Source organism: Bacteroidota bacterium (assembly GCA_013696965.1).
In the GTDB taxonomy this organism is placed as follows: domain Bacteria; phylum Bacteroidota; class Bacteroidia; order JACCXN01; family JACCXN01; genus JACCXN01.
In genome coordinates this window covers 181195-201618 of sequence record JACCXN010000091.1, presented here as the reverse complement: position 1 = coordinate 201618, position 20424 = coordinate 181195, and the positions used below count along the sequence as shown (strand labels likewise).

The 20424-nt window shown below is 34.1% G+C and carries 19 protein-coding genes; 12 read left to right on the top strand and 7 right to left on the bottom strand.

Features of this window, described 5'->3' with window-relative positions; translation table 11 throughout:
* Positions 1-6: 6 nt before the first annotated feature.
* The gene (locus tag H0V01_13800; protein MBA2584453.1) at positions 7-1164 is read right to left on the bottom strand and encodes a methionine aminotransferase; all 1158 of its coding nucleotides are present in this window, start codon (positions 1162-1164) and stop codon (positions 7-9) included.
* A 139-nt stretch (positions 1165-1303) separates the two neighbouring features.
* On the opposite strand from H0V01_13800, the gene H0V01_13795 reads away from it, so the two are divergent.
* Entirely contained in the window at positions 1304-1825 is a 522-nt protein-coding gene (locus H0V01_13795) for a peptidylprolyl isomerase (GenBank protein MBA2584452.1), read from the top strand.
* 280 nt (positions 1826-2105) lie between these two features.
* Positions 2106-2546, top strand: a complete 441-nt coding sequence (locus tag H0V01_13790; GenBank protein ID MBA2584451.1) for a DoxX family membrane protein — start codon at positions 2106-2108, stop codon at positions 2544-2546.
* A gap of 32 nt (positions 2547-2578) precedes the next feature.
* Here the strand turns inward: H0V01_13790 and radA are convergent, their stop codons facing one another.
* The 5 genes from radA to H0V01_13765 form a co-directional block, all read right to left on the bottom strand.
* Positions 2579-3937, bottom strand: coding sequence for a DNA repair protein RadA (gene radA, locus H0V01_13785; GenBank protein ID MBA2584450.1), 1359 nt, complete (start codon positions 3935-3937; stop codon positions 2579-2581).
* Between the two features lie 130 nt (positions 3938-4067).
* Positions 4068-4559, bottom strand: a complete 492-nt coding sequence (gene rfaE2 / locus H0V01_13780; GenBank protein MBA2584449.1) for a D-glycero-beta-D-manno-heptose 1-phosphate adenylyltransferase — start codon at positions 4557-4559, stop codon at positions 4068-4070.
* Positions 4516-5556 (bottom strand): flippase-like domain-containing protein, encoded by a 1041-nt coding sequence (locus tag H0V01_13775; protein MBA2584448.1) that lies wholly within the window; start codon positions 5554-5556, stop codon positions 4516-4518. The genes rfaE2 and H0V01_13775 overlap by 44 nt, the downstream gene beginning before the upstream one ends.
* A 5-nt stretch (positions 5557-5561) precedes the next feature.
* On the bottom strand, positions 5562-5915 hold the full coding sequence (locus H0V01_13770) for an aspartate 1-decarboxylase (protein MBA2584447.1): 354 nt from the start codon (positions 5913-5915) through the stop codon (positions 5562-5564).
* A 21-nt stretch (positions 5916-5936) separates the two neighbouring features.
* Positions 5937-6788 (bottom strand): pantoate--beta-alanine ligase, encoded by an 852-nt coding sequence (locus tag H0V01_13765; protein MBA2584446.1) that lies wholly within the window; start codon positions 6786-6788, stop codon positions 5937-5939.
* A 157-nt stretch (positions 6789-6945) separates the two neighbouring features.
* On the opposite strand from H0V01_13765, the gene H0V01_13760 reads away from it, so the two are divergent.
* From H0V01_13760 to H0V01_13745, 4 genes are all read left to right on the top strand, one after another.
* A complete protein-coding gene (locus tag H0V01_13760; GenBank protein MBA2584445.1) occupies positions 6946-7776 on the top strand; it encodes a glycogen/starch synthase in 831 nt (276 codons plus the stop codon).
* Between the two features lie 118 nt (positions 7777-7894).
* On the top strand, positions 7895-9061 hold the full coding sequence (locus tag H0V01_13755; protein ID MBA2584444.1) for a DUF4270 domain-containing protein: 1167 nt from the start codon (positions 7895-7897) through the stop codon (positions 9059-9061).
* Between the two features lie 5 nt (positions 9062-9066).
* Complete coding sequence (gene glmS, locus H0V01_13750) at positions 9067-10905, top strand: glutamine--fructose-6-phosphate transaminase (isomerizing) (GenBank protein ID MBA2584443.1); 1839 nt, start codon at positions 9067-9069, stop codon at positions 10903-10905.
* Positions 10906-11065: 160 nt separating this feature from the next.
* Positions 11066-11284 carry a hypothetical protein gene (locus H0V01_13745; GenBank protein ID MBA2584442.1) on the top strand — a complete coding sequence of 73 codons (219 nt, stop codon included), beginning with the start codon at positions 11066-11068 and terminating at the stop codon, positions 11282-11284.
* A 133-nt stretch (positions 11285-11417) separates the two neighbouring features.
* On the opposite strand, the gene H0V01_13740 is transcribed toward H0V01_13745, so the two are convergent.
* Positions 11418-12158 carry a hypothetical protein gene (locus H0V01_13740; protein ID MBA2584441.1) on the bottom strand — a complete coding sequence of 247 codons (741 nt, stop codon included), beginning with the start codon at positions 12156-12158 and terminating at the stop codon, positions 11418-11420.
* Positions 12159-12540: 382 nt separating this feature from the next.
* Between H0V01_13740 and dnaG the strand changes: the two genes are divergently transcribed.
* The 6 genes from dnaG to H0V01_13710 all read left to right on the top strand — a co-directional run bounded on the left by dnaG (position 12541) and on the right by H0V01_13710 (position 20401).
* The gene (gene dnaG, locus H0V01_13735; protein ID MBA2584440.1) at positions 12541-14523 is read left to right on the top strand and encodes a DNA primase; all 1983 of its coding nucleotides are present in this window, start codon (positions 12541-12543) and stop codon (positions 14521-14523) included.
* A gap of 204 nt (positions 14524-14727) precedes the next feature.
* Positions 14728-16500, top strand: a complete 1773-nt coding sequence (locus tag H0V01_13730) for a chloride channel protein (protein ID MBA2584439.1) — start codon at positions 14728-14730, stop codon at positions 16498-16500.
* 123 nt (positions 16501-16623) lie between these two features.
* Complete coding sequence (locus H0V01_13725) at positions 16624-17094, top strand: sporulation protein (GenBank protein ID MBA2584438.1); 471 nt, start codon at positions 16624-16626, stop codon at positions 17092-17094.
* Between the two features lie 108 nt (positions 17095-17202).
* On the top strand, positions 17203-18126 hold the full coding sequence (locus tag H0V01_13720) for an ion transporter (GenBank protein ID MBA2584437.1): 924 nt from the start codon (positions 17203-17205) through the stop codon (positions 18124-18126).
* A gap of 212 nt (positions 18127-18338) precedes the next feature.
* Positions 18339-19976 (top strand): amidohydrolase, encoded by a 1638-nt coding sequence (locus H0V01_13715; GenBank protein ID MBA2584436.1) that lies wholly within the window; start codon positions 18339-18341, stop codon positions 19974-19976.
* Positions 19977-20164: 188 nt separating this feature from the next.
* Positions 20165-20401, top strand: a complete 237-nt coding sequence (locus H0V01_13710) for a 4a-hydroxytetrahydrobiopterin dehydratase (protein MBA2584435.1) — start codon at positions 20165-20167, stop codon at positions 20399-20401.
* The last annotated feature ends 23 nt before the right edge of the window (positions 20402-20424 follow it).

Genomic DNA, 20424 nt, shown 5'->3' with positions numbered 1-20424 from the left:
AAAAGTTTATATTGTACATAATATTTTTGCTGCTTTTTCCAATGTTTCATTGTTTTTGGCAAAACAAAATCTCAACACTTTATTATCAACCGGGGTTCCGTAAAAAACTGAAACGGGAACAGAAGCAACTCCATGTTCCTTTATTAATGTAATTGCAAAATCAGTATCTTTTTTATCGGTTATTTTTTTATAATCAAGGAGCTGGAAATAGGTGCCCGATGAGGGGATTAATGAAAAGCGGGAATCTTTTATTAAGGAATTGAAATGATCTCTCTTTTGCTGATAAAAAGCCCCCAATCCTGTATATGCTTCTTTATTTGCAAGGTAATCAGTAAAGGCATATTGAAGGGGTGTATTGCAGCTAAAAACAATATATTGATGTACTTTTCTGAATTCGCTCATAAGCTTTTCAGGGGCAAGGCAATAACCAATTTTCCATCCTGTGGTATGGTAGGTTTTACCAAATGAGGATATTATAAAACTCCTTTCATTTAAGGAAGGGTATTTGCAAACACTTAAATGTTTTTTTCCATCGAAAATAATGTGCTCATAAACTTCATCACTTAAAATGATAATATTTGTATTCTTTACTATATTTTCTAAGGATAGCATATCCTTTTCAGTAAGAACATTTCCTGTTGGGTTGTGTGGTGAATTAATAATGATCATCCTTGTGCGGTTATTGATCACTTTTTTAACTGCCTCCCAATTAATACTGAAATCAAGGGAGTTTAATTTAACATAAACAGGTTTTCCTCCATTTAACTCAACTGCAGGCTGATAACAATCATAAGCCGGCCCAAAAATTATCACCTCATCATTTTCCTTAATTGTAGCGGTGATGGCCGTATAAATTGCTTGTGTTGCTCCCGAAGTTACAGTAATTTCTGTTTCCGGGTCATACAAGGTTCCATAAAGATCTTCTGTTTTTTTGGCAATTGCCTCTCGCAAGGGTAGTATGCCGGCCATGGGGGCATATTGGTTTATTCCCTTATTAAAATATTTATTTGCCAGGGAAAGCAATTCAGGAGAACAATCAAAATCTGGAAAACCTTGTGAAAGATTAATTGCATTGTGTTCCTGTGCAAGTTTTGACATTACTGAAAAGATACTAGCGCCAACTTTAGGCAATTTTGAAGAGATGTTTCCGGAATATTCTGGCATTTTGGGTGTTTATTATTAAGGGTGTTTTTATTGTTTTAAGTATATATAAAATTAATCAAAAGATGTCGACTTTGAAAAGTTTTTTAAATAAATCAGATTCATTATCTTTACAATTATTATTAACTCAAAAAAGACTATTATGGTAGTAGAAGATAAAAAAGTAGTTTCTGTTTCTTACGAATTATCAGTAAAAGAAGATGATGCTGAAACATTGATTGAGAAAACCGAGGAAAATAATCCTTTTGTATTCTTATTTGGTGCTGGAGGTTTACTTGAAGCTTTTGAAGGCAATTTAAAAGGACTGAAACCAGGTGAAAAATTCGACTTTACAATTGCTGCTGAGCATGGTTATGGCATGCGTGAAAAGGATAATGTAGCCCATATCCCTATTGAGGCTTTTTTAAATTCAGAAGGAGAAATGGACAATGAAATGGTAAGGGTTGGAAATTACCTTCCAATGGTGGACAGCGAAGGAAACAAATTAAATGGAATGGTACAGGATATCAGTGATAAACAAATTACAATGGATTTCAACCATCCCCTTGCCGAAAAAGACCTTCGTTTTGTTGGAGAAGTTCTTGAAGTAAGAACTGCAACGGAAGAGGAAATAACTCATGGGCACGTTCATGGAGAAGGTGGAGTTCACCATGACGAGGAATAAATATCTTTGAATAGTTACAAAAAACCCGGCTAGATGCATCACTCTAGCCGGTTTTTTTTTATTCAAATCCCCAACGGACACTTAACATTATATCCTGTTTTAAATCTCTTTGTTCCTCCACTAATTATTTTTTCAGTATAAAAAATGGCGAATTTGAAATAAGTAAAACCACCCCTAACACTATTGTTCCTTTAATAATCCAAATAACCCACACCTAAAATAGCAGCTTGGTTTTGTTTAGCATGTTTTTTGATATTCTTTTATTCAAATACTTACACTCATGAACACATTTGAACAAATAGTCGGTTGGGGTGATAAACATCATCCTGCCTGGGTTGACCTTTTTAGAGTAGCATTGGGAATAATGTTAATTGTAAAAGGAATACAGCCTTTAATATCACCAGAAAATATAAGCATTGTTTCTGGAGGAATCAGCCAGAATTTTTTAAGTATCGCCATTTTGCACTATATAGTTTTAACCCATGTGGTAGGAGGAATAATGGTTGCCCTTGGCCTGTCAATAAGAATTCCCTTACTGCTTACGTTTCCAATACTTATTCTGGCAATTGTTTTTGCGGGAGTTCCTGAAATGGGAATTTTTTATCACTATGCACATGTTCTGGTTTCTATAGCTCTTTTATTAGCAAATATTGCTTTTCTGATTTATGGTTCAGGAGCTTATTCTTTGGACAATTTCATGCGCAAACATCCCAATAGTTAACTCTTATGGTTTAGAAAAATAGAATATACAGATTAGCCGAACAAATGAGTAAAAACTTCTTCGATTTTACCTACATAAGTAATTTCGATCTGATGTTTTTTGTCAATCCCTTTTTTATTGTATTTTGAAATAAAAATTCTTTCCAGCCCCAGTTTTTCAGCCTCTGATATTCTTTGATCAACCCTGTTTACCGGCCTAATTTCACCTGATAAGCCTACTTCGCCTGAAAAACAATAACGCGGGGAAATTGGAATATCTTCATTGGAAGAAAGCACTGCACAAACCAGTGCTAGATCCATTCCTGGGTCTTCAACCCTTAATCCTCCCGCAATATTTATAAATACATCCTTTGCTCCTAATCTAAAGCCACATCTTTTTTCCAAAACAGCAAGAAGCATACTTAGCCTTCTAAGGTCAAAACCGGTAGAGGAACGCTGAGGTGTTCCATAAGCGGCAGAACTCACAAGAGCCTGGGTTTCAATTAACATTGGTCGCATTCCTTCAATTGTTGCGGCAATAGTTACTCCACTTACGGGTTCTTCCCTATTCGTTATAAGTATTTCAGAAGGATTATTAACTTCCTGTAGACCGGTACCTTGCATTTCATAAATTCCTAATTCATTGGTGGAGCCAAAGCGATTTTTTACAGTTCGCAATAAACGGTAGATGTGATGCCGATCACCTTCAAATTGCAAAACAGTATCAACCATATGCTCTAATACCTTTGGGCCTGCCAGTTGTCCATCTTTTGTTATATGGCCGATTAAAAAAACAGGTGTATTGGTTTCCTTTGCAAACCGGAGAAGTTCGGAAGTCGATTCCCTTATTTGAGATACACTTCCGGGAGAAGATTCAATAACTGCGGTATGGATAGTTTGTATAGAATCAATGATGATTATATCGGGTTCAAGAGTTTCAATTTGTTTAAAAATATGCTGAATGGAAGTTTCAGTAAGTATATAACATTTCTCATTTTTAATTCCTATTCTTTCCGCCCTCATCCTGATTTGTTGCTCACTTTCCTCACCCGATACATACAGAACCTTTTGGTCTTTCATGTTAAGTGCGAGTTGCAGCATAAGGGTTGATTTACCAATTCCTGGCTCTCCACCAAACAATATAAGTGATCCTGGAACAATTCCTCCTCCCAGCACCCTGCTTAATTCCTTATCATATACTGGAATACGATGTTCTTTAGAAATTTTAACATCCGATACAAGAATAGGTTTGGCTACTCTTTTATTCCCAAGCACATTTATTTGTCCCGGTTCTTTTTTAACTACAACTTCCTCCACATAAGTATTCCATTCATTGCATGAAGGACATTTTCCCTGCCATTTGGGAGAGGAAACTCCACAATTCTGACAAAAAAAGGTTGTTTTTACTTTCATTTAAATAGATAGATTAGAGTAATCGGGAATTTAAAGGGTGAAGAAAATTATCTTTATTTATTGATGTTTCATATGGTATACCTTCCAGCTTCCATCAATTTTAATTTACAAACTATTGTTTATGGAAAAATTATCCCAGAATTTTCTTTTCAATTAATGAAGTTGAAAAACCTTCTAAAAGATCTAGAATTATTGTTTCTCCTCCATGGGCTTTAACAATATCACTTCCAACAAGCGTTTCAATGGTATAATCCCCGCCTTTTACCAAAACATCAGGTTGTAAGGTTTTAATTAGTTCATAAGGCGTGTCTTCATCAAAAAGAACAACTGCATCAACAAAAAACAAGGAGGCCATAATCATAGCTCTTGATTCTTCATCCTGAATAGGACGGTTTTTCCCCTTTTGCAGCCTTTTTACCGAATCATCAGTGTTTATTCCAACTACAAGCTTAGTGCCCAAATCCGCTGCTTTCATTAAATAATCAATGTGACCTTTATGAAGAATATCAAAGCATCCATTGGTGAATACTATTGTCCTATTAAGAAATCTCCAGGCGTTTATCTGTTTTAAGAGTTGTTCACGCTGAAATATTTTCGACCTTAAAATCGCTTCTTTCTTCATTTTTTAATGAATTTTTATTTAAAACAGGTAATAAAATAATCGAAACAACACCAAGAATTAGAATCATTACGGTTTGAGCAGTCCATGCTATCCAGCCCAAGGCAAAACCAAAAGGGGCTGCCACACTATAAAGCAAAAGGGTTTTAGTTAATATTGCAGGATAAGCGCCTATGCCTCCCTGAACTGCAATTATGCCAAAACTACCAAAAATAAAACAAGAAAGTACTCCTCCAAGACTTACTGAACTTGTTTGAGGCAAAGTCAAAAAGCAAACATACAGCATAAAGAAATACAATACCCAAATAAGTATGGAATGAAAAATAAAAAGACCTTTGTTTTTAATTTTAAATATTGTTTTAAAGCCTTCGCCAAAGCCAGACAATAAGCTTTTTAATTTGGCATATATTTTATTTATCCGCTTTTTAATAAAATAAATAATACCCATTACAAGCAGTGTCGTTATTCCAAGATATATTATTTTGTCTGTCTGGTTTCCTGCAAATTTAGTAGTAAGTGGGATTAGGATTTCGTCTTTTAAAAATCCTCCTAAAAGATTTATTTGACTTGTAATTGTAAAAACAGTGAGCGATAAAAGAATAACAAGGTCTATGACTCTTTCCGCCATTACAGTTCCAAAAGCCTTTTCCAAAGGAATTTTTTCATATTTAGTCATAACTGCACATCTTGACACTTCTCCAAGTCGGGGAAAAGCCATGTTTGCAAGGTATCCAACCATAATGGCAAAAAAACTATTTAAAACACGAGGAGTGTAACCCATTGGTTTAAGCAAAATCCCCCATCTGATTGCACGACTCAAATGGCTGATAATACCAAGAAACATAGATAAAAATATCCAGGAGTAATCAGCACTTTTAAAGGATTCTAAAATATGTTGTTTATCTTCAATGGAGAGGTCTTTGTAAATATACCATATGAGTAAAAAGCCCAGAAGAAGCGGAAGAGTGAATTTTAAGATGTTTAAAACCGTGTTTTTCAAAATGATTATTTAATTAACCGGTTTTTCTCGCTATCAGGAAAAATAATTGTTGGTTTGAATTTTTTTGCTTCTTCAAAATCCATTAATGCATAGGAAATTACAATAACAATATCCCCAACAGCTACCTTTCTTGCGGCAGGACCGTTTAAACATACCATTCCTGAATTACGTGGGGCTTTTATAACATATGTTTCCAAACGCTCGCCATTGTTTAGGTTTACAATATGTACTTTTTCGCCTTCAATAATATTGGCAGCATCCATTAAATCCTCATCAATGGTAATACTACCAATGTAATTAAGATCTGCCTGCACAACTTTTACGTGATGTATTTTTGATTTTAAAACCTGTACTTGCATAATAGTTGCAAAATTAGAAATTTATAAGATAATATTATCAATTAATCTCACCTTTTGAGCAAATACGGCAATACAGCCAACATTATTGCCTTTGGGATTCAATTTTTGCAAGGGTGTTAGAGATTGGGCATCTGCAAGCTCGAAATAATCAAGGGTTAAGAAATTTGTTTTATTAATTTCGTTCTCAACCCAATGCTTTAATTCATTAACACTAAGTAAACCGGCCTTCTCCCTTGCAAGATTAAGTATTCTTGGAATATGGGCAGCCATTTTACGGGCTTTCGGACTTAAATTTTTATTCCTTGAACTCATAGCTACGCCATCGGAATCCCTTAAAGTGGGGCAAGAAATTATTTCTATTGGTAACTGTAAATCAGAAGTTAATTTTCGGATTATTGCCACTTGCTGGTAATCTTTAGTTCCAAAATATGCCCTTTGAGGTCTTACCAATTCAAATAAACGGTGAACAACCAAGGCCACTCCCTGAAAATGGCCAGGACGGTAAAATCCTTCCATTATTTTATCCAACCCACCCAAATCATAAGCCGGCTTTTCTTTCCCTGTGATTTCAAAAGGATACATTTCTTCCACTGAAGGGGCAAAAAGGATTTGACAACCTAAATTCTCAAGTAATATAATATCTGCTTCAGGCGTTCTTGGATAATTAATTAAATCATCCTTATCATTGAATTGTTTGGGGTTTACGAAAATACTGCAAACAACCACTTCGTTTTCCTTAAGCGCTTTTGTTATCAATGAGGCATGTCCTTGATGAAGAGCTCCCATAGTTGGTACAAAACCAATTTTTAGATTTTTCAAACGAAAATCTTCAAGAATGTGATTTAAGGCGGTTATGTTGTTAACAACATTCATTTTAAATTGGCTAAATAGCTAGTATTTAAAAGGAAAATAACTTATTTTATTGCAATAACTCCGATAAGAAAGTTGAAAAATCGGCAAAGCTAATATTAAAACTTGAATATGAGCAAAAAAAGTAGTACTTTTGTATTGCTTAATAAAATTTCTAAAAATGAAAAAACCTAAAGTTCTTTTTATCTCACAAGAAATCACTCCTTACTTAGAAGAAACACCACTCTCATTACTCACTCGAAAATTACCACAAGGAATCCAGGAAAGAGGTAAAGAAATCAGGGTTTTTATGCCAAAATATGGCTGTATCAATGAAAGAAGAAATCAGCTTCATGAAGTAATCAGACTTTCGGGAATGAATCTTATTATCGATGAATCAGACCATCCCTTAATAATAAAAGTTGCTTCAATACAATCTGCCAGAATGCAGGTTTATTTTATTGACAATGAAGAATACTTCAACCGCAAAACGATGTTACACGATAAAAAAGAAGTTTTTTGTCCGGATAATGACGAGCGTGCAATTTTCTTTTGCAGGGGAGTTTTGGAAACCGTTAAGAAATTAGGATGGGCTCCTGATATCGTGCATTGTCACGGATGGTTAACATCACTTGTACCACTTTACCTTAGAAAAGCTTTCAAAGAGGATCCAATATTTGCCAATTCTAAAATTGTTTATTCTGTTTATGACAATGAATTTGATGGCTGCCTGAGTATGGATTATGCCAAAAAGTTGAAAATTGAGGGAATTAGCGATCAGGATGTTCATATGCTAAAAACCCCTAACTTTGTAAATATTAATAAATCAGCCATTGCAATGGCTGATGCTGTTATTATTGGTTCTGAAAAAATCAATACCGACATTGAGGAATTTATTAAAGAAACCAACAAACCAATGCTGGCTTTTCACCCAGCTGAAACTTATATTGATGCTTACTCAACATTTTATGATGAAGTTTTGGAAATGGAGCCTGCGCTTGCAGAAGAGTAATAAGATAAATTTTATCATTTGTTTTTCAAAAGATTTGCGGGCTTATTTGCCCGCTATCTTTTTTGCAGCAATTTTTTTGTTTCAAGCCTCTTGCCGAAAACCAGAAGATTTAATAGACTTGGGAGTTCAGCCTCCTGGAGAGCGTATAGATGCTGCATTTTCAATTGGAAACCCGGAATCCTCCACTCTTGGTCCTGATTCTATCAGGACCGATCAAACAGTTTACAATCTTGCTGGCAGCAGTTATGATCCTGTTTTTGGAAAAGCACAGGCCTCTTTTTATTCTCAGGTAAGATTGCTTACCAGTAATGTTGTTTTTAGTTCTGCTTCAGTTGTGGATTCAATTGTTTTAACTTTGAAATACCATACGGTTTATGGAAATAGTTCTACCCCACAAACATTTAGGGTATACGAAATTACTCAAGCACTGGCAAGGACCAATTCATACTATTCAAATTCTGCCATTGGATTTTCCGCTATGGAAATTGGAAGTATTCAGAATTTTATCCCATCCGCACTTTCTTCCCAAATTAACATTAAGCTTAACAATGATTTTGGTCAAAGTCTGTTAAATGCCGATCCATCACATTTTGTTAATAATGAAAGTTTTTTGAATTTCTTCAAAGGTTTTTATGTTAAGCCTGATGTTGATGCAGTTCCTGGAAATGGTTCAATTTTATCTTTTGACTTGCTTTCTGCAGATTCAAAAATGACACTTTACTATAAAGATACTGTTCAAAAAACATTTGATTTTGTTATCAATGAGAATTCAGTAAGGGTCAATAATTTTAATTTAGATTATACCGGTAGTGAAGTAGCTACAGCACTTGCAGATCCTAATGAAAACCAAAAATTAGTTTATGTCCAATCAATGGGTGGGGTACGAACAAAAATCAAATTGCCTGATCTTACAACTGTTTTAGAAGAGGGTAACCTGGTTATTAATAAAGCTGAGTTTATTATTAAGGCCCAGGATGATAATTTAAATTATCCTCCCCCGGCAAGATTAAGAATTGTAGCTATCGACAGCCTTGGAAGGTTTTTGGAAATTCCTGATTTTTTTGAAGGAAGTGACCATTATGGTGGAATTTACAATGCCACTACAAAGGAGTATAGATTTAATATTGGCAGACATTTGTTGTATACATTAAAAGGCAAGCCAAATTATGATTTGCTTTTGCTTCCCTCAGGTTCTGCAGCAAATGCTAACCGTGTTGTTCTTTATGGAGGAGCAGCAGAGGAAGATAAGAGAATGAGATTGCAAATTACTTACACAAAACTATAAAGATTATGTGTGGCATAGTAGCTTATATTGGAGGAAAACAAGCTTATCCTATTTTAATAAAGGGATTACAACGCCTGGAGTACCGTGGTTATGACAGTGCAGGAGTGGCAATGATTAACAGTGAACTGTTAGTTTATAAATGCAAAGGAAAAGTTTCTGACCTTGAAGATTTCATTAATGGAAAAAACACTTCTGGAACAATTGGAATTGGCCATACACGTTGGGCAACTCATGGTGCTCCAAATGATGTAAATGCGCATCCGCATCATTCAGAATCAAAGAACCTGGTAATGATCCACAACGGGATCATTGAAAACTATTCTTCCCTGAAAAAGGAAATGATAAAACGTGGCCATCATTTTTTAAGTGATACGGATACAGAGGTACTTATTCATTTAATAGAAGATATCCAGGTAAATGAAAAAGTGGATTTGTTTGAAGCAGTGAGAATCGCCTTAAATGAGGTTATTGGTGCTTATGCCATTGTTTTGCTTTCAAAGGATAATCCAAATCAATTGATTGCCGCTAAAAAAGGTAGCCCTTTAGTTATTGGAATAGGGGCAGATGAATATTTTCTTGCCTCTGATGCAACTCCAATTATTGAACACACCAAAAATGTAGTTTATCTTGAAGATGAGGAGATCGCAGTAATTCAAAGAGGCGCGGATTTAAGAATAGTAAACATTAAGAATCAAGTAAAGACTCCTTATATTCAAGAGCTCGAAATGAAGTTAGAGGCTATTGAAAAAGGAGGCTATGAGCATTTCATGCTTAAGGAAATATATGAGCAACCACGTTCTATTCTAGATAGTATGAGAGGACGCCTTAATTTGGAAAAAGGCATTGTTGCACTTGGAGGAATTGCAGATTACGAGAAAAAAATGGTAAATGCCAAGCGTATTATCATTGTTGCTTGTGGTACTTCCTGGCATGCAGGTTTAGTAGCAGAATATTTAATAGAGGATTTGGCAAGAATACCTGTTGAAGTAGAATATGCCTCTGAGTTTCGGTATAGAAATCCAATAATAAATGAAGATGATGTGATAATAGCAATTTCTCAATCTGGAGAAACTGCTGATACTCTTGCTGCCATTGAACTGGCCAAATCAAAGGGTGCAACAATCATTGGAATTTGTAATGTTGTAGGATCATCTATTCCCCGCACTACACATGCAGGTTCCTATACTCATGCTGGTCCTGAAATTGGAGTTGCCTCCACAAAAGCATTCACTGCACAGGTTACTGTACTTACCTTAATGGCACTTTCATTAGGCTATAAAAAAGGCACAATCTCTAAATCCAATTATAACAGGCTTTTAGTAGATCTTCAATCGATTCCTGATAAGGTTGCAAAGGTGCTTGAAACGGATAACCAGATTAAATACATTGCTGATATTTTTAAAGATTCGCGTAATTTCCTATATTTAGGTAGAGGTTATACTTTTCCAGTTGCCTTGGAAGGTGCACTTAAACTTAAGGAAATATCTTATATTCATGCCGAAGGGTATCCTGCTGCAGAAATGAAGCACGGACCTATCGCACTAATTGATGAAGAAATGCCCGTGGTAGTTATTGCTACCAAAGGAACTTCATATGAAAAGGTTTTGAGCAATATTCAGGAAGTTAAGGCCAGGAAAGGCAAAATCATTGCCGTTGTTACCGAAGGAGATACCGAGGTAAAAGAGCTTGCCGATTTTATCATTGAAATTCCTGAAAGCGATGAAATTCTAGTTCCACTTATTTCTGTGGTTCCTCTTCAATTGCTTGCATACCATATCGCTGTAATGAGAGGATGTAATGTAGATCAGCCAAGAAATCTTGCTAAGTCCGTTACTGTTGAGTAATTTCTAAATTTTGCAAAAAGATTGGGAAGTAAAATAGAAGTAATATTTTACTATAAATTCCTACTTTATCCAGCATAAAAAGGCAGTATTTATAAAATTGTTTTAAATTTGACCCAATTGTTTAATTTTCTTTTAATAAAAATACCCTAATCCCTTAATTATGAAAAAGACACTCTTAATTCCAGTTGTTTTATTTGCAATGATGTTTGCAACATCCTGTAAGAAATGTGAAACCTGCACTGCCGTTAATGATAAAGGAACCCAGGTTTTTAATGAAACCGAATGCGGAGGAAAATTATCAAAAGCATCAAATAAAAACAATTGCAATAGTGTTGCCTTCTACAATGATGGTACATGCACTTGCAAAGACGGGAAATAATATTGTAAATTAAGGAGAAAATGTTCTCTTAATAATACCTGATTAATTAATTAAAAGCACTTGTTTTTACTTAATTAATCAGGTATTTTTTTTAATTCTCTATTTGAAAAAGTATTTGACCAGATCTGAAAAATCAAGTTTTAATTGCTGAACCTAATCCCATTTTAAACAAATATATTTTTATAAATGGGATATGATCAACTCCTGTAAGAACAACATAATTTCCTTCTCCATTTTTTTTAACTACTTCAGCTATTCTTTCTGCCATAGTGTAATTGCGTAATTGGTAAAATTCAGTAATTCTGCTATGTTTGGTATTCGTTAAAACCCTATCAAGACATTGATAATACTGCAATGTTAATTTTTCATCCTCCCCATTTGTAATGTCCAGGAAGCTTCCTTCTGTTAAAGTTGGAATTCGCATGAATTGAATTTCTTCGCAAGCCTGTAATTTTGTAGTTAGACTAGAATCTTTATCCAATTCCTTTTCCCATTTTTTTAAATCAGATTTCTCTGCCCAATAATTATCTGGAATTGGTTTGTCCTGCAAATCCTTTCCTAACCAATCCATCCCAAAATGTTTTTTATTGCTAAACCAGTACCGCATAATCCACATTTCTCCGGGATAATTTTTTTTCAAATAGCTTGTATCCTGCCCCATATCCTCTTGTCGTATTTCTACGATAATGAAATCAGGGTTTATCTTTTTTATTTCAGAGTATAATGAATCATAATTATAATTGACGTTTTTTTGATGCAAACCGTGAATGGCAGGAATTATATGAATATTTACACCCGTTTGTGCTGATATAGAATTGATAAAGAGAGAAAAAAGCCAGAAACATACAAAAAGGGAAAGGTGTTTTAGAAACATAGAATTTTAATTTTATTTAGTTTTTATTTAAGTAGAAAAATTGATTCTCTAATCCATCTAAAAGTAAAACAGATTTAATTTTTTAAAAGTATCTGTTTTTTATTAGGGAAGATAAAAAAAGTTAAACTTAAACACCTTTTCGAAAGGGACAAATATGCCTTACATGAATTGTCATTTGTAATAAAGATTACAGACTCCTTGTATAATAAAGATTAAATTTCTGGCATTAAAATCTATAATTTTTTATCGCCTATATAGATTTTCACCAAAATTAGATGGCCACTGCAAACAAAGCCAGATATTTTAAAAGAATAATAAAATATCAGCAACAGGACTATAAAACGGATGGATTTCGTAATTTTACCTGTTCTAACTCTAAGCCGTGATTCCAAAGGAAACTATAGAATTAATTTTTGAAACCGCTCGCATAGATGAGGTGATTGGAGATTTTATAGCATTAAAAAAACGGGGAGTTAATTTTCTGGGAAATTGCCCATTCCATAACGAAAAATCACCTTCTTTCACCGTTTCTCCTGCCAAAGGAATATATAAATGTTTTGGTTGCGGAAAGGCAGGTAACTCTGTTAATTTTGTAATGGAGCATGAGCATTATTCGTATCCGGAGGCCTTGCGGTATCTAGCTTCAAAATACAACATTGAGTTAGCCGAACAAGTTGAATCATATAGTCTTGAACAGCAACAACAAATTAATGAGAAAGAAAGCCTTTTTGTTGTTAGTGAATTTGCAAATAAATATTTTATTAAAAATCTCACTGAAACTGAGGAGGGAAAGTCCATAGGCTTAAGTTATTTCAAAGAAAGGGGATTCCGGGGAGACACAATTGAAAAATTCCAGTTAGGCTATAGTCCTGAAAACCGCACTTCTTTAGTAAAGGATGCCCTTGAAAAAGGATATAAACCCCATTACCTAGTAAAGGCGGGCTTACTTATTGAAAAAGAAAATCCGAATTCTGAAACGGACATTTTTTTTGATCGCTTTGCAGGCAGAGTAATGTTTCCAATCCATAATCTTTCAGGAAGGGTAATTGCCTTTGGTGGAAGAATACTACAAACAGGTAAGAAAACCGCAAAATACATCAATAGCCCTGAAACGGATATTTATTCCAAAAGCAAAGTCCTTTATGGTGCATGGCAAGCAAAAAAGGCGATAATAAACCAGGACAATTGCTACCTGGTTGAAGGATATACAGATGTTATCTCATTTCATCAAGCAGGTATTGAAAATGTTGTTGCTTCTTCTGGTACTTCGCTTACTGTGGAACAAATAAAATTGATAAAACGATATACCAACAATGTCAGTATTTTATTTGATGGCGATGAGGCTGGAATTAAGGCCAGTTTAAGAGGAATAAATTTAATTCTGGAGGAGGGCCTGAATGTAAAAGTTGTTTTGTTCCCTGATGGACAGGATCCTGATTCCTATGCTAAAAGTCACTCTCCCGAACAGTTAAAAGAATTCATTGAAAACAGTGCCAGGGATTTTATTAAATTTAAATCAAACTTGCTATTAAAAGATGCCAAAGATGACCCAATTAAACGTGCAGAATTAATCCGCGAAATAGTTCAAACCATTGCCCTTATTCCTGATGCAATCATTCGTTCTGTTTATGTTAAAGAATCCAGCACTATTCTTGGAGTAGCTGAACAAACATTAATTAATGAACTGAATAAAATCCGAAAGAATAAAATAAATAAAGACGGTAGTGATTCGGTTTTAAATGAAAATACAGCAGTAAAGCAATCCATATCAGAGCAAAAAATAATACAGGAGGAAAATTTTAAACCATTTTGTGAACCACAGGAAAAGGACATCATAAGGATTCTTTTAAATTATGGAGCCTCTACAATTGAAATAGAAGGGAAGGATCAGGATGGTCAGCCTGCAGTAAGTGTTTCTACGGTTGCTCAAATGGTTATTGATGCTCTTGAGGAAGATAACCTGGTTTTTGAAACTGAACAATATCAAAAGATTTATGCCATTTATACAGAAATTTACACAAAAGAAAAGATAGCTCCCGAGCAGAGTGTATTTACTTTTAATGCGGATCTTTTGGTAAGTGGAACAAGTATAAATTTATTGAGCCATGAATACGAACTTAGTGAAGGATGGAAAAAGCACCAGATTTATGTTGTTAATGAGCAGGAAAAGCTGCAAAGGCTTGTTCTTGGTGCAATATACTCTTTGAAAATTAAAAAGATAAGCCAGATGCTTGAAAAGAATCAACTGACAATTCAACTGGAAGAATCTTTTGAAGAAACAATGATTCTAATGAAGCAGCAAAGTGATTTAATTCAAATTAAAAAAATACTTTCCGATCAGCTGGGAAGGATAATACTTAAGTGAAAAAGAGCTTTTACCTACACCTTTCAGGTCTAAAGGTATAATGTTATTTATTTTTTGTGTTTATTACAAATCATAAAGAGTTAAAAAACTGGTTTTTCTAAAGAATAAAAATTAAATTTAGATGAAACCCTTTTTAAGGAATAATATTAAAAGATTAAAAGTTAAAACTATTTATTGTGGATTATAGCTAAAGATAAAAATTAAATGAAACCCCTTCTTTTAAGATTCCTCAAATGGCGTAACCTCCATGTTAGCAATAAGGCCTTTGTATTAATTCTAAGTGTTTTAATTGGCTTTTGTGCCGGTATTGCTGCAGTAATATTAAAGACGCTTACCCATTATATTCGTGAAAAAATTGTAAAAAATTACGAAGATGCCAATGAGAATTACTTGTTTTTTGCCCTTCCTTTTATAGGAATTTTACTTACAGTTTTTTTCTTTAAATTTTTCATTAAAGAAAAAGCTGGTCATGGAATAAGCAGTATTTTATTTTCCATTTCAAGGCGAAAAGGATTTTTAAAACGGCATAAAATGTATTCTCCCGTAATCGGAAGTGCTTTTACAGTTGGTTTTGGTGGCTCTGTTGGTCTTGAAGCATCTATTGTTTCTGCAGGTTCTGCCATTGGTTCAAATATTGGCAGGCTTTTCAAACTTGAGTACAAGCATATTTTATTGTTGATTGGATGTGGCGCAACAGGAGCTATTGCTGCCATTTTCAACACTCCAATTGCCGCCCTTGTATTTGCCCTGGAAGTCCTTATGCTTGATCTCACACTAGCATCGCTCATACCACTTTTAATGGCTTCAATTACAGGTACTGTAACTGCTAAACTGTTTTTCGCAGAGGAGCTTTTGTTTAATTTTAAAATACAGGATGCTTTTGTTTCCAGTGATGTTCCTTTTTTTATACTACTTGGTTTGCTTTGCGGCTTAATTTCAGTTTATTTCACCAGAACTGAAATGTTCGTGGAGAAAAAAATAAAGCTAATCCAGAATGATTATATAAGAGCAGTTTTTGGAGGAATATTTCTTGGCTTAGCTATTTTTCTTCTTCCTCCCTTGTTTGGTGAAGGTTATGATAGTATTTCTTCTTTGCTCTCGCAGGCTCCGGGAAAATTACTTGAACATAGTTTTGTTTTTAGCCAAAGAGAAAACAATTATATTCTTGTTGCTTTTCTATTTCTGGCAATCCTTTTTAAACCCTTTGCAACTGCACTTACCATTGGGAGTGGAGGAGCAGGGGGGATATTTGCACCATCGCTTTTAATGGGTGGAATTTCAGGTTTTTTAGTGGCGCGGGTTATTAATATGATGAACCTTCCATTTACTATTTCTGAAACTAATTTTACCCTTGCAGGAATGGCCGGATTAATTGCCGGAATTTTACATGCTCCCCTTATGGCATTGTTTTTAATTGCAGAGCTTTCCGGAGGCTATCAGCTAATTGTTCCTTTGATGATAACATCAGGAGTTTCCCTTGTTACAGCCAGGTTTTTTGAGCCACATTCAATCTACACTAAACGATTGGCCGAGAAAGGACAGTTAATCACTCACCACAAGGATAAAGCCGTACTCACACTCATGAAAATTAAAGAAGTTATTGAAAATGACTTTGAAAGTGTGAATCCTGAAGATACCTTAGGGGAACTGATTAAAGTGATAGCACGTTCAAAGCGAAATATTTTTCCAGTGGTAAATAAAGAGAACCATTTTCTTGGTATAGTTATGCTAGATGACATTCGTGACATTATGTTTGATCCGGAACAATATCAAACCATTGTTGTGGATGATATTATGAGCATAGCTCCCGCTCATTTGTGCATAACTGATTCCATGGAAAATGTAATGGATGTTTTTACTGAAACAGGTGCATGGAATTTGCCCGTGCTTGAACAGGGGAAATACCAAGGCTTTATTTCCAAATCCAAAATGTTTTCTGCCTACAGAAACGTACTTGTTGAATTTTCTCACGAATAATTGCTTTTTACAGGATTGGTTTAGGATTAATTATTTAATTGTCAGCTCATGTTTAGTGTTTTTCAATCTTGCAAAGAAGGAAATTTATTTTATTTTTGCTGTTAAATCTTAAACTAAAAAACAATGAGTTTCTTTTCAAAAATAAAAGACACATTGGGTATTGGCGGTGTAAAAATTATGCTTCAGTTATCTCCTCAGCATCCTAAAACGGATGGAGTAATAAATGGAAAAATTAACTTTAGTACAAAAAGTGAAAAAACAATTCAGTCCTTTCAGGTTATACTAATTGAAGAGTATGTTACAGGACGTGGAGATAATAAGCAAACTAAGGAATTTGAATTAGGCAGTCTTGTTAAAAACCAGGCGTTTGAAATTAAACCGGGTGATTCAATAGAAATTTCTTTTGACCTACCTTACAATACAATTAAATCAAATAATGATAGCCTTAAAGAAAAAGGAGGAGCACTCGGAGCTTTAGGAAAAATGGCTTCTTTTGCCGATAATGAAAAATCACGTTATTTTATTAAAGCAATTGCCGATGTAAAAGGAGTAGATCTTGATCCAGATGACAAAAAAGAAATTCATCTGGTTTAAATCTCAAATTAAATTTACATTCACATAATTTCTAAAATCCAGAAATTTTTTATCCCTAATCAGATAAAATAAAAATCGAAACAATTTATTTTTAATTCAAATTTAATAATGAAAACTATAGCTGACTCAAAGGTTTTTAATGCATTTATTATTATTGTAATTGTTATTGCTGGTATTGTTGTTGGTATTGAAACCTATAAGGGAATTGCTGAGGAATACGGTATCCTGCTTCACATCATCGATCAACTTATTCTCTGGATTTTTGTGGGAGAAGCGGTAATAAAAATAGGTTCCTATGGAAAAAAACCATGGCTTTATTTCACAGATCCTTGGAATGTATTTGATTTTGTAATAGTGGCGGTTTGCTTTATGCCTGTTAATGCAGCTTATGTAGCTGTTTTAAGACTCGCGCGTATATTAAGAGCCTTTAAACTTGTTACTGCCCTTCCTAAATTACAGACCATAGTTGGAAGTTTATTGAAAAGTATCCCTTCCATGGGATATATAGCTCTTCTTTTGCTTATTCATTTTTACATTTATGGTGTTATGGGGACCTTTTTATTTGCCGATAACGATCCTATACATTTTAGAAATTTACAAATGTCAATGCTTTCTTTGTTTAGGGCTGTTACTCTTGAAGATTGGACTGATTTAATGTATATTAACATGTATGGTTGCGATAATTATGGTTATGATGGATCACATATACCGTGTACTGCCCCAAACGCAATGCCGGTAGCATCTGCAATTTATTTTGTTTCATTTATTATTACAGGGGCAATGGTGGTAATTAATTTATTTATTGGTGTAATAATAGGAGGGATGGATGATATGAAAGAAGAACTTAAAAAAGATTTAAACGATAAACTTCGCAGAGAAGCAAATGCAAATCAACAAACTCATGGTGAGCTTGTACTTATTGAACAACAGATAGAAATGATGAATGAAAACATTATTCAACTCAAAAATCATTTGAAAAATTACAGGGAAAATAATTCACCCTTAATTAATGATATTGAAAATCGTAATTAAGAGCTAAATTTTATAGCTACTGCTTCTTTTTTACGTTTATTGCCTTATACCTACTGTTTTTAGTAGGATACATTAATGGAATTTGGCACGTTGTTTTTTCCTTTAAAAAGGATGCTCACTATTTATTTAGATTGAAAAAACCTTAAGAAAATACCTGGAAAAAAGTTAATAACACAATAATTTATTGAAAAATCAGAATTTAAGAATTCATCATGAAACTTCACCAACTACCCATACTTGTTATAATCTTCCTTTATTCTTGCTCATCCTCTGAAGAACAGCAAGCAGATTTAATTGTATTCAATGGAAAGATTTATACAATAGATATAGAAAATACAATTGCTGAGGCTTTTGTGGTAAAAGATGGAAAAATCCTGGAAATTGGGCCGAGTAGAAAATTAATGAATAAGTATAAATCAAGAGAATTGTATAATGCAAACGGAAAATCAATTTATCCCGGTTTCATTGATGGGCATTGTCATTTTTATGGCTATGGAACAAATCTTTTCAGGGTTAATTTAAGCGGTACCCTATCTTTTGAAGAAGTGCTTGAAAAATTGCAAGTCTGGCACAATTCATATCCCAATGATTGGATTATAGGCAGAGGGTGGGATCAAAACGAATGGAAAATAAGCAATTATCCTGATAATAAAGAGCTTGATAAACTATTTCCTGAAGTTCCGGTAATCCTTGAAAGAATTGACGGGCATGCAGTAATTGCTAATTCTGCAGCCTTATTAATAGCAGGCATTACAGGCCAAACCAAAATTCCAGGCGGTATTGTTGAGGTTTATCCAGGTACCTCTAAGGCTACCGGAGTATTAATGGACAATGCAGCAGATAGGGTTTTGGCAATAATTCCACTTCCAACCAGGGCACAGCAGATACAAGCCTTGTTAAAATCCCAGGAAAATTGTTTTGAAAAAGGACTTACAAGTGTTGATGATGCAGGGCTTGATCGTAATGTTATTGAATTAATAGACTCTTTAAATAAGACATCTGTGTTAAAAATGAGAATCTATGCAATGATAACTGCAAATAAAGAGAACCTTGAATATTATCTTGAAAAAGGCATTTATAAATCCGACTATTTAAATGTTCGTTCATTTAAATTATACGGTGATGGCTCTCTGGGTTCAAGGGGGGCACTGTTACTGGAAGAATATACCGATAAACCAGGACATTTTGGAGTGATGATTCACGATACTGCTTTTTACAAGGAATATGCAACAAGGCTTTATGAGAAAGGTTTTCAAATGAATAGTCATTGCATTGGTGATTCTGCAGTAAGAATGATGTTAAATATTTATGGAGGTGTTTTAAAAGGAAGCAACGATAAAAGATGGAGGATTGAACATGCACAAAATGTTCATGCTGATGATTTGTCGCTTTTTTCAAAATATAATGTAATTCCATCTGTTCAACCCACCCATGCAATATCCGATATGCACTGGGCAATTGATCGCCTGGGTCCTATGAGAATAAAGTATTCCAATGTATACAATGACCTTTTAAAGCAAAATGGTTTTATCGTTTCAGGAAGTGATTTTCCTGTAGAGTCCATTAATCCCCTTTTAGGCTTTTACGCAGCAGTAGCAAGGAAAGATGTTAAAGGATTTCCCGAGGGTGGCTTTAATCCTGAAAATGCAATTACAAGGGATCAGGCACTAAAAGCCATGACTATTTGGGCTGCCATTTCTAATTTTGAAGAAAATGAAAAAGGAAGTATCGAAATTGGGAAATTTGCCGATTTTGTAATTCTCGAAAAGGATATTATGACTACTCCCCTCTCAGAAATCCCTTCCATTAAAGTAGTGAATACTTTTGTAGGAGGAGTGAAAGTGTTTTAATTCATTGAAAGGAAAAAAATCTTTAAAACGATAATTAGATTTATTTTAACTTAAAAAAAATCTTTGTACACCTTGCTACTTTGCTTTAAAATTAGCCATTTGCAATTTATTTTGGATTTGTTATTAAACTCATTTGTATATAATAGTTCTACTTCCTATATTTAAGATTAAAGTTTATCCTTATTTTTATGTGGAAAGAAGAAAACAATAAATTAACCCAAAGTTTTAAGTTTAAAAACTTTATAGAAGCTTTTGGTTTTATTTCTAAAGTGGCATTGATAGCCGAATCTTTAAATCACCATCCAAACTGGAGTAATTCATACAATAAAGTAGATATAGAATTAACCACTCATTCGGAAGGAGACAAGATAACTGAACAGGACAGAAGGCTTGCAGGGGAAATTGATAAGTTGATGGTTAAATAAACACTTTATTCAAAAACGTATCA

Bases quoted from the DNA above. Each gene is read 5' to 3' on its own strand.
- H0V01_13800 (MBA2584453.1), bottom strand. From the start codon at position 1,164: ATGCCAGAATATTCCGGAAACATCTCTTCAAAATTGCCTAAAGTTGGC.
- H0V01_13795 (MBA2584452.1), top strand. From the start codon at position 1,304: ATGGTAGTAGAAGATAAAAAAGTAGTTTCTGTTTCTTACGAATTATCA.
- H0V01_13790 (MBA2584451.1), top strand. From the start codon at position 2,106: ATGAACACATTTGAACAAATAGTCGGTTGGGGTGATAAACATCATCCT.
- radA (MBA2584450.1), bottom strand. From the start codon at position 3,937: ATGAAAGTAAAAACAACCTTTTTTTGTCAGAATTGTGGAGTTTCCTCT.
- rfaE2 (MBA2584449.1), bottom strand. From the start codon at position 4,559: ATGAAGAAAGAAGCGATTTTAAGGTCGAAAATATTTCAGCGTGAACAA.
- H0V01_13770 (MBA2584447.1), bottom strand. From the start codon at position 5,915: ATGCAAGTACAGGTTTTAAAATCAAAAATACATCACGTAAAAGTTGTG.
- H0V01_13765 (MBA2584446.1), bottom strand. From the start codon at position 6,788: ATGAATGTTGTTAACAACATAACCGCCTTAAATCACATTCTTGAAGAT.
- H0V01_13760 (MBA2584445.1), top strand. From the start codon at position 6,946: ATGAAAAAACCTAAAGTTCTTTTTATCTCACAAGAAATCACTCCTTAC.
- glmS (MBA2584443.1), top strand. From the start codon at position 9,067: ATGTGTGGCATAGTAGCTTATATTGGAGGAAAACAAGCTTATCCTATT.
- H0V01_13745 (MBA2584442.1), top strand. From the start codon at position 11,066: ATGAAAAAGACACTCTTAATTCCAGTTGTTTTATTTGCAATGATGTTT.
- H0V01_13740 (MBA2584441.1), bottom strand. From the start codon at position 12,158: ATGTTTCTAAAACACCTTTCCCTTTTTGTATGTTTCTGGCTTTTTTCT.
- H0V01_13730 (MBA2584439.1), top strand. From the start codon at position 14,728: ATGAAACCCCTTCTTTTAAGATTCCTCAAATGGCGTAACCTCCATGTT.
- H0V01_13725 (MBA2584438.1), top strand. From the start codon at position 16,624: ATGAGTTTCTTTTCAAAAATAAAAGACACATTGGGTATTGGCGGTGTA.
- H0V01_13720 (MBA2584437.1), top strand. From the start codon at position 17,203: ATGAAAACTATAGCTGACTCAAAGGTTTTTAATGCATTTATTATTATT.
- H0V01_13715 (MBA2584436.1), top strand. From the start codon at position 18,339: ATGAAACTTCACCAACTACCCATACTTGTTATAATCTTCCTTTATTCT.
- H0V01_13710 (MBA2584435.1), top strand. From the start codon at position 20,165: ATGTGGAAAGAAGAAAACAATAAATTAACCCAAAGTTTTAAGTTTAAA.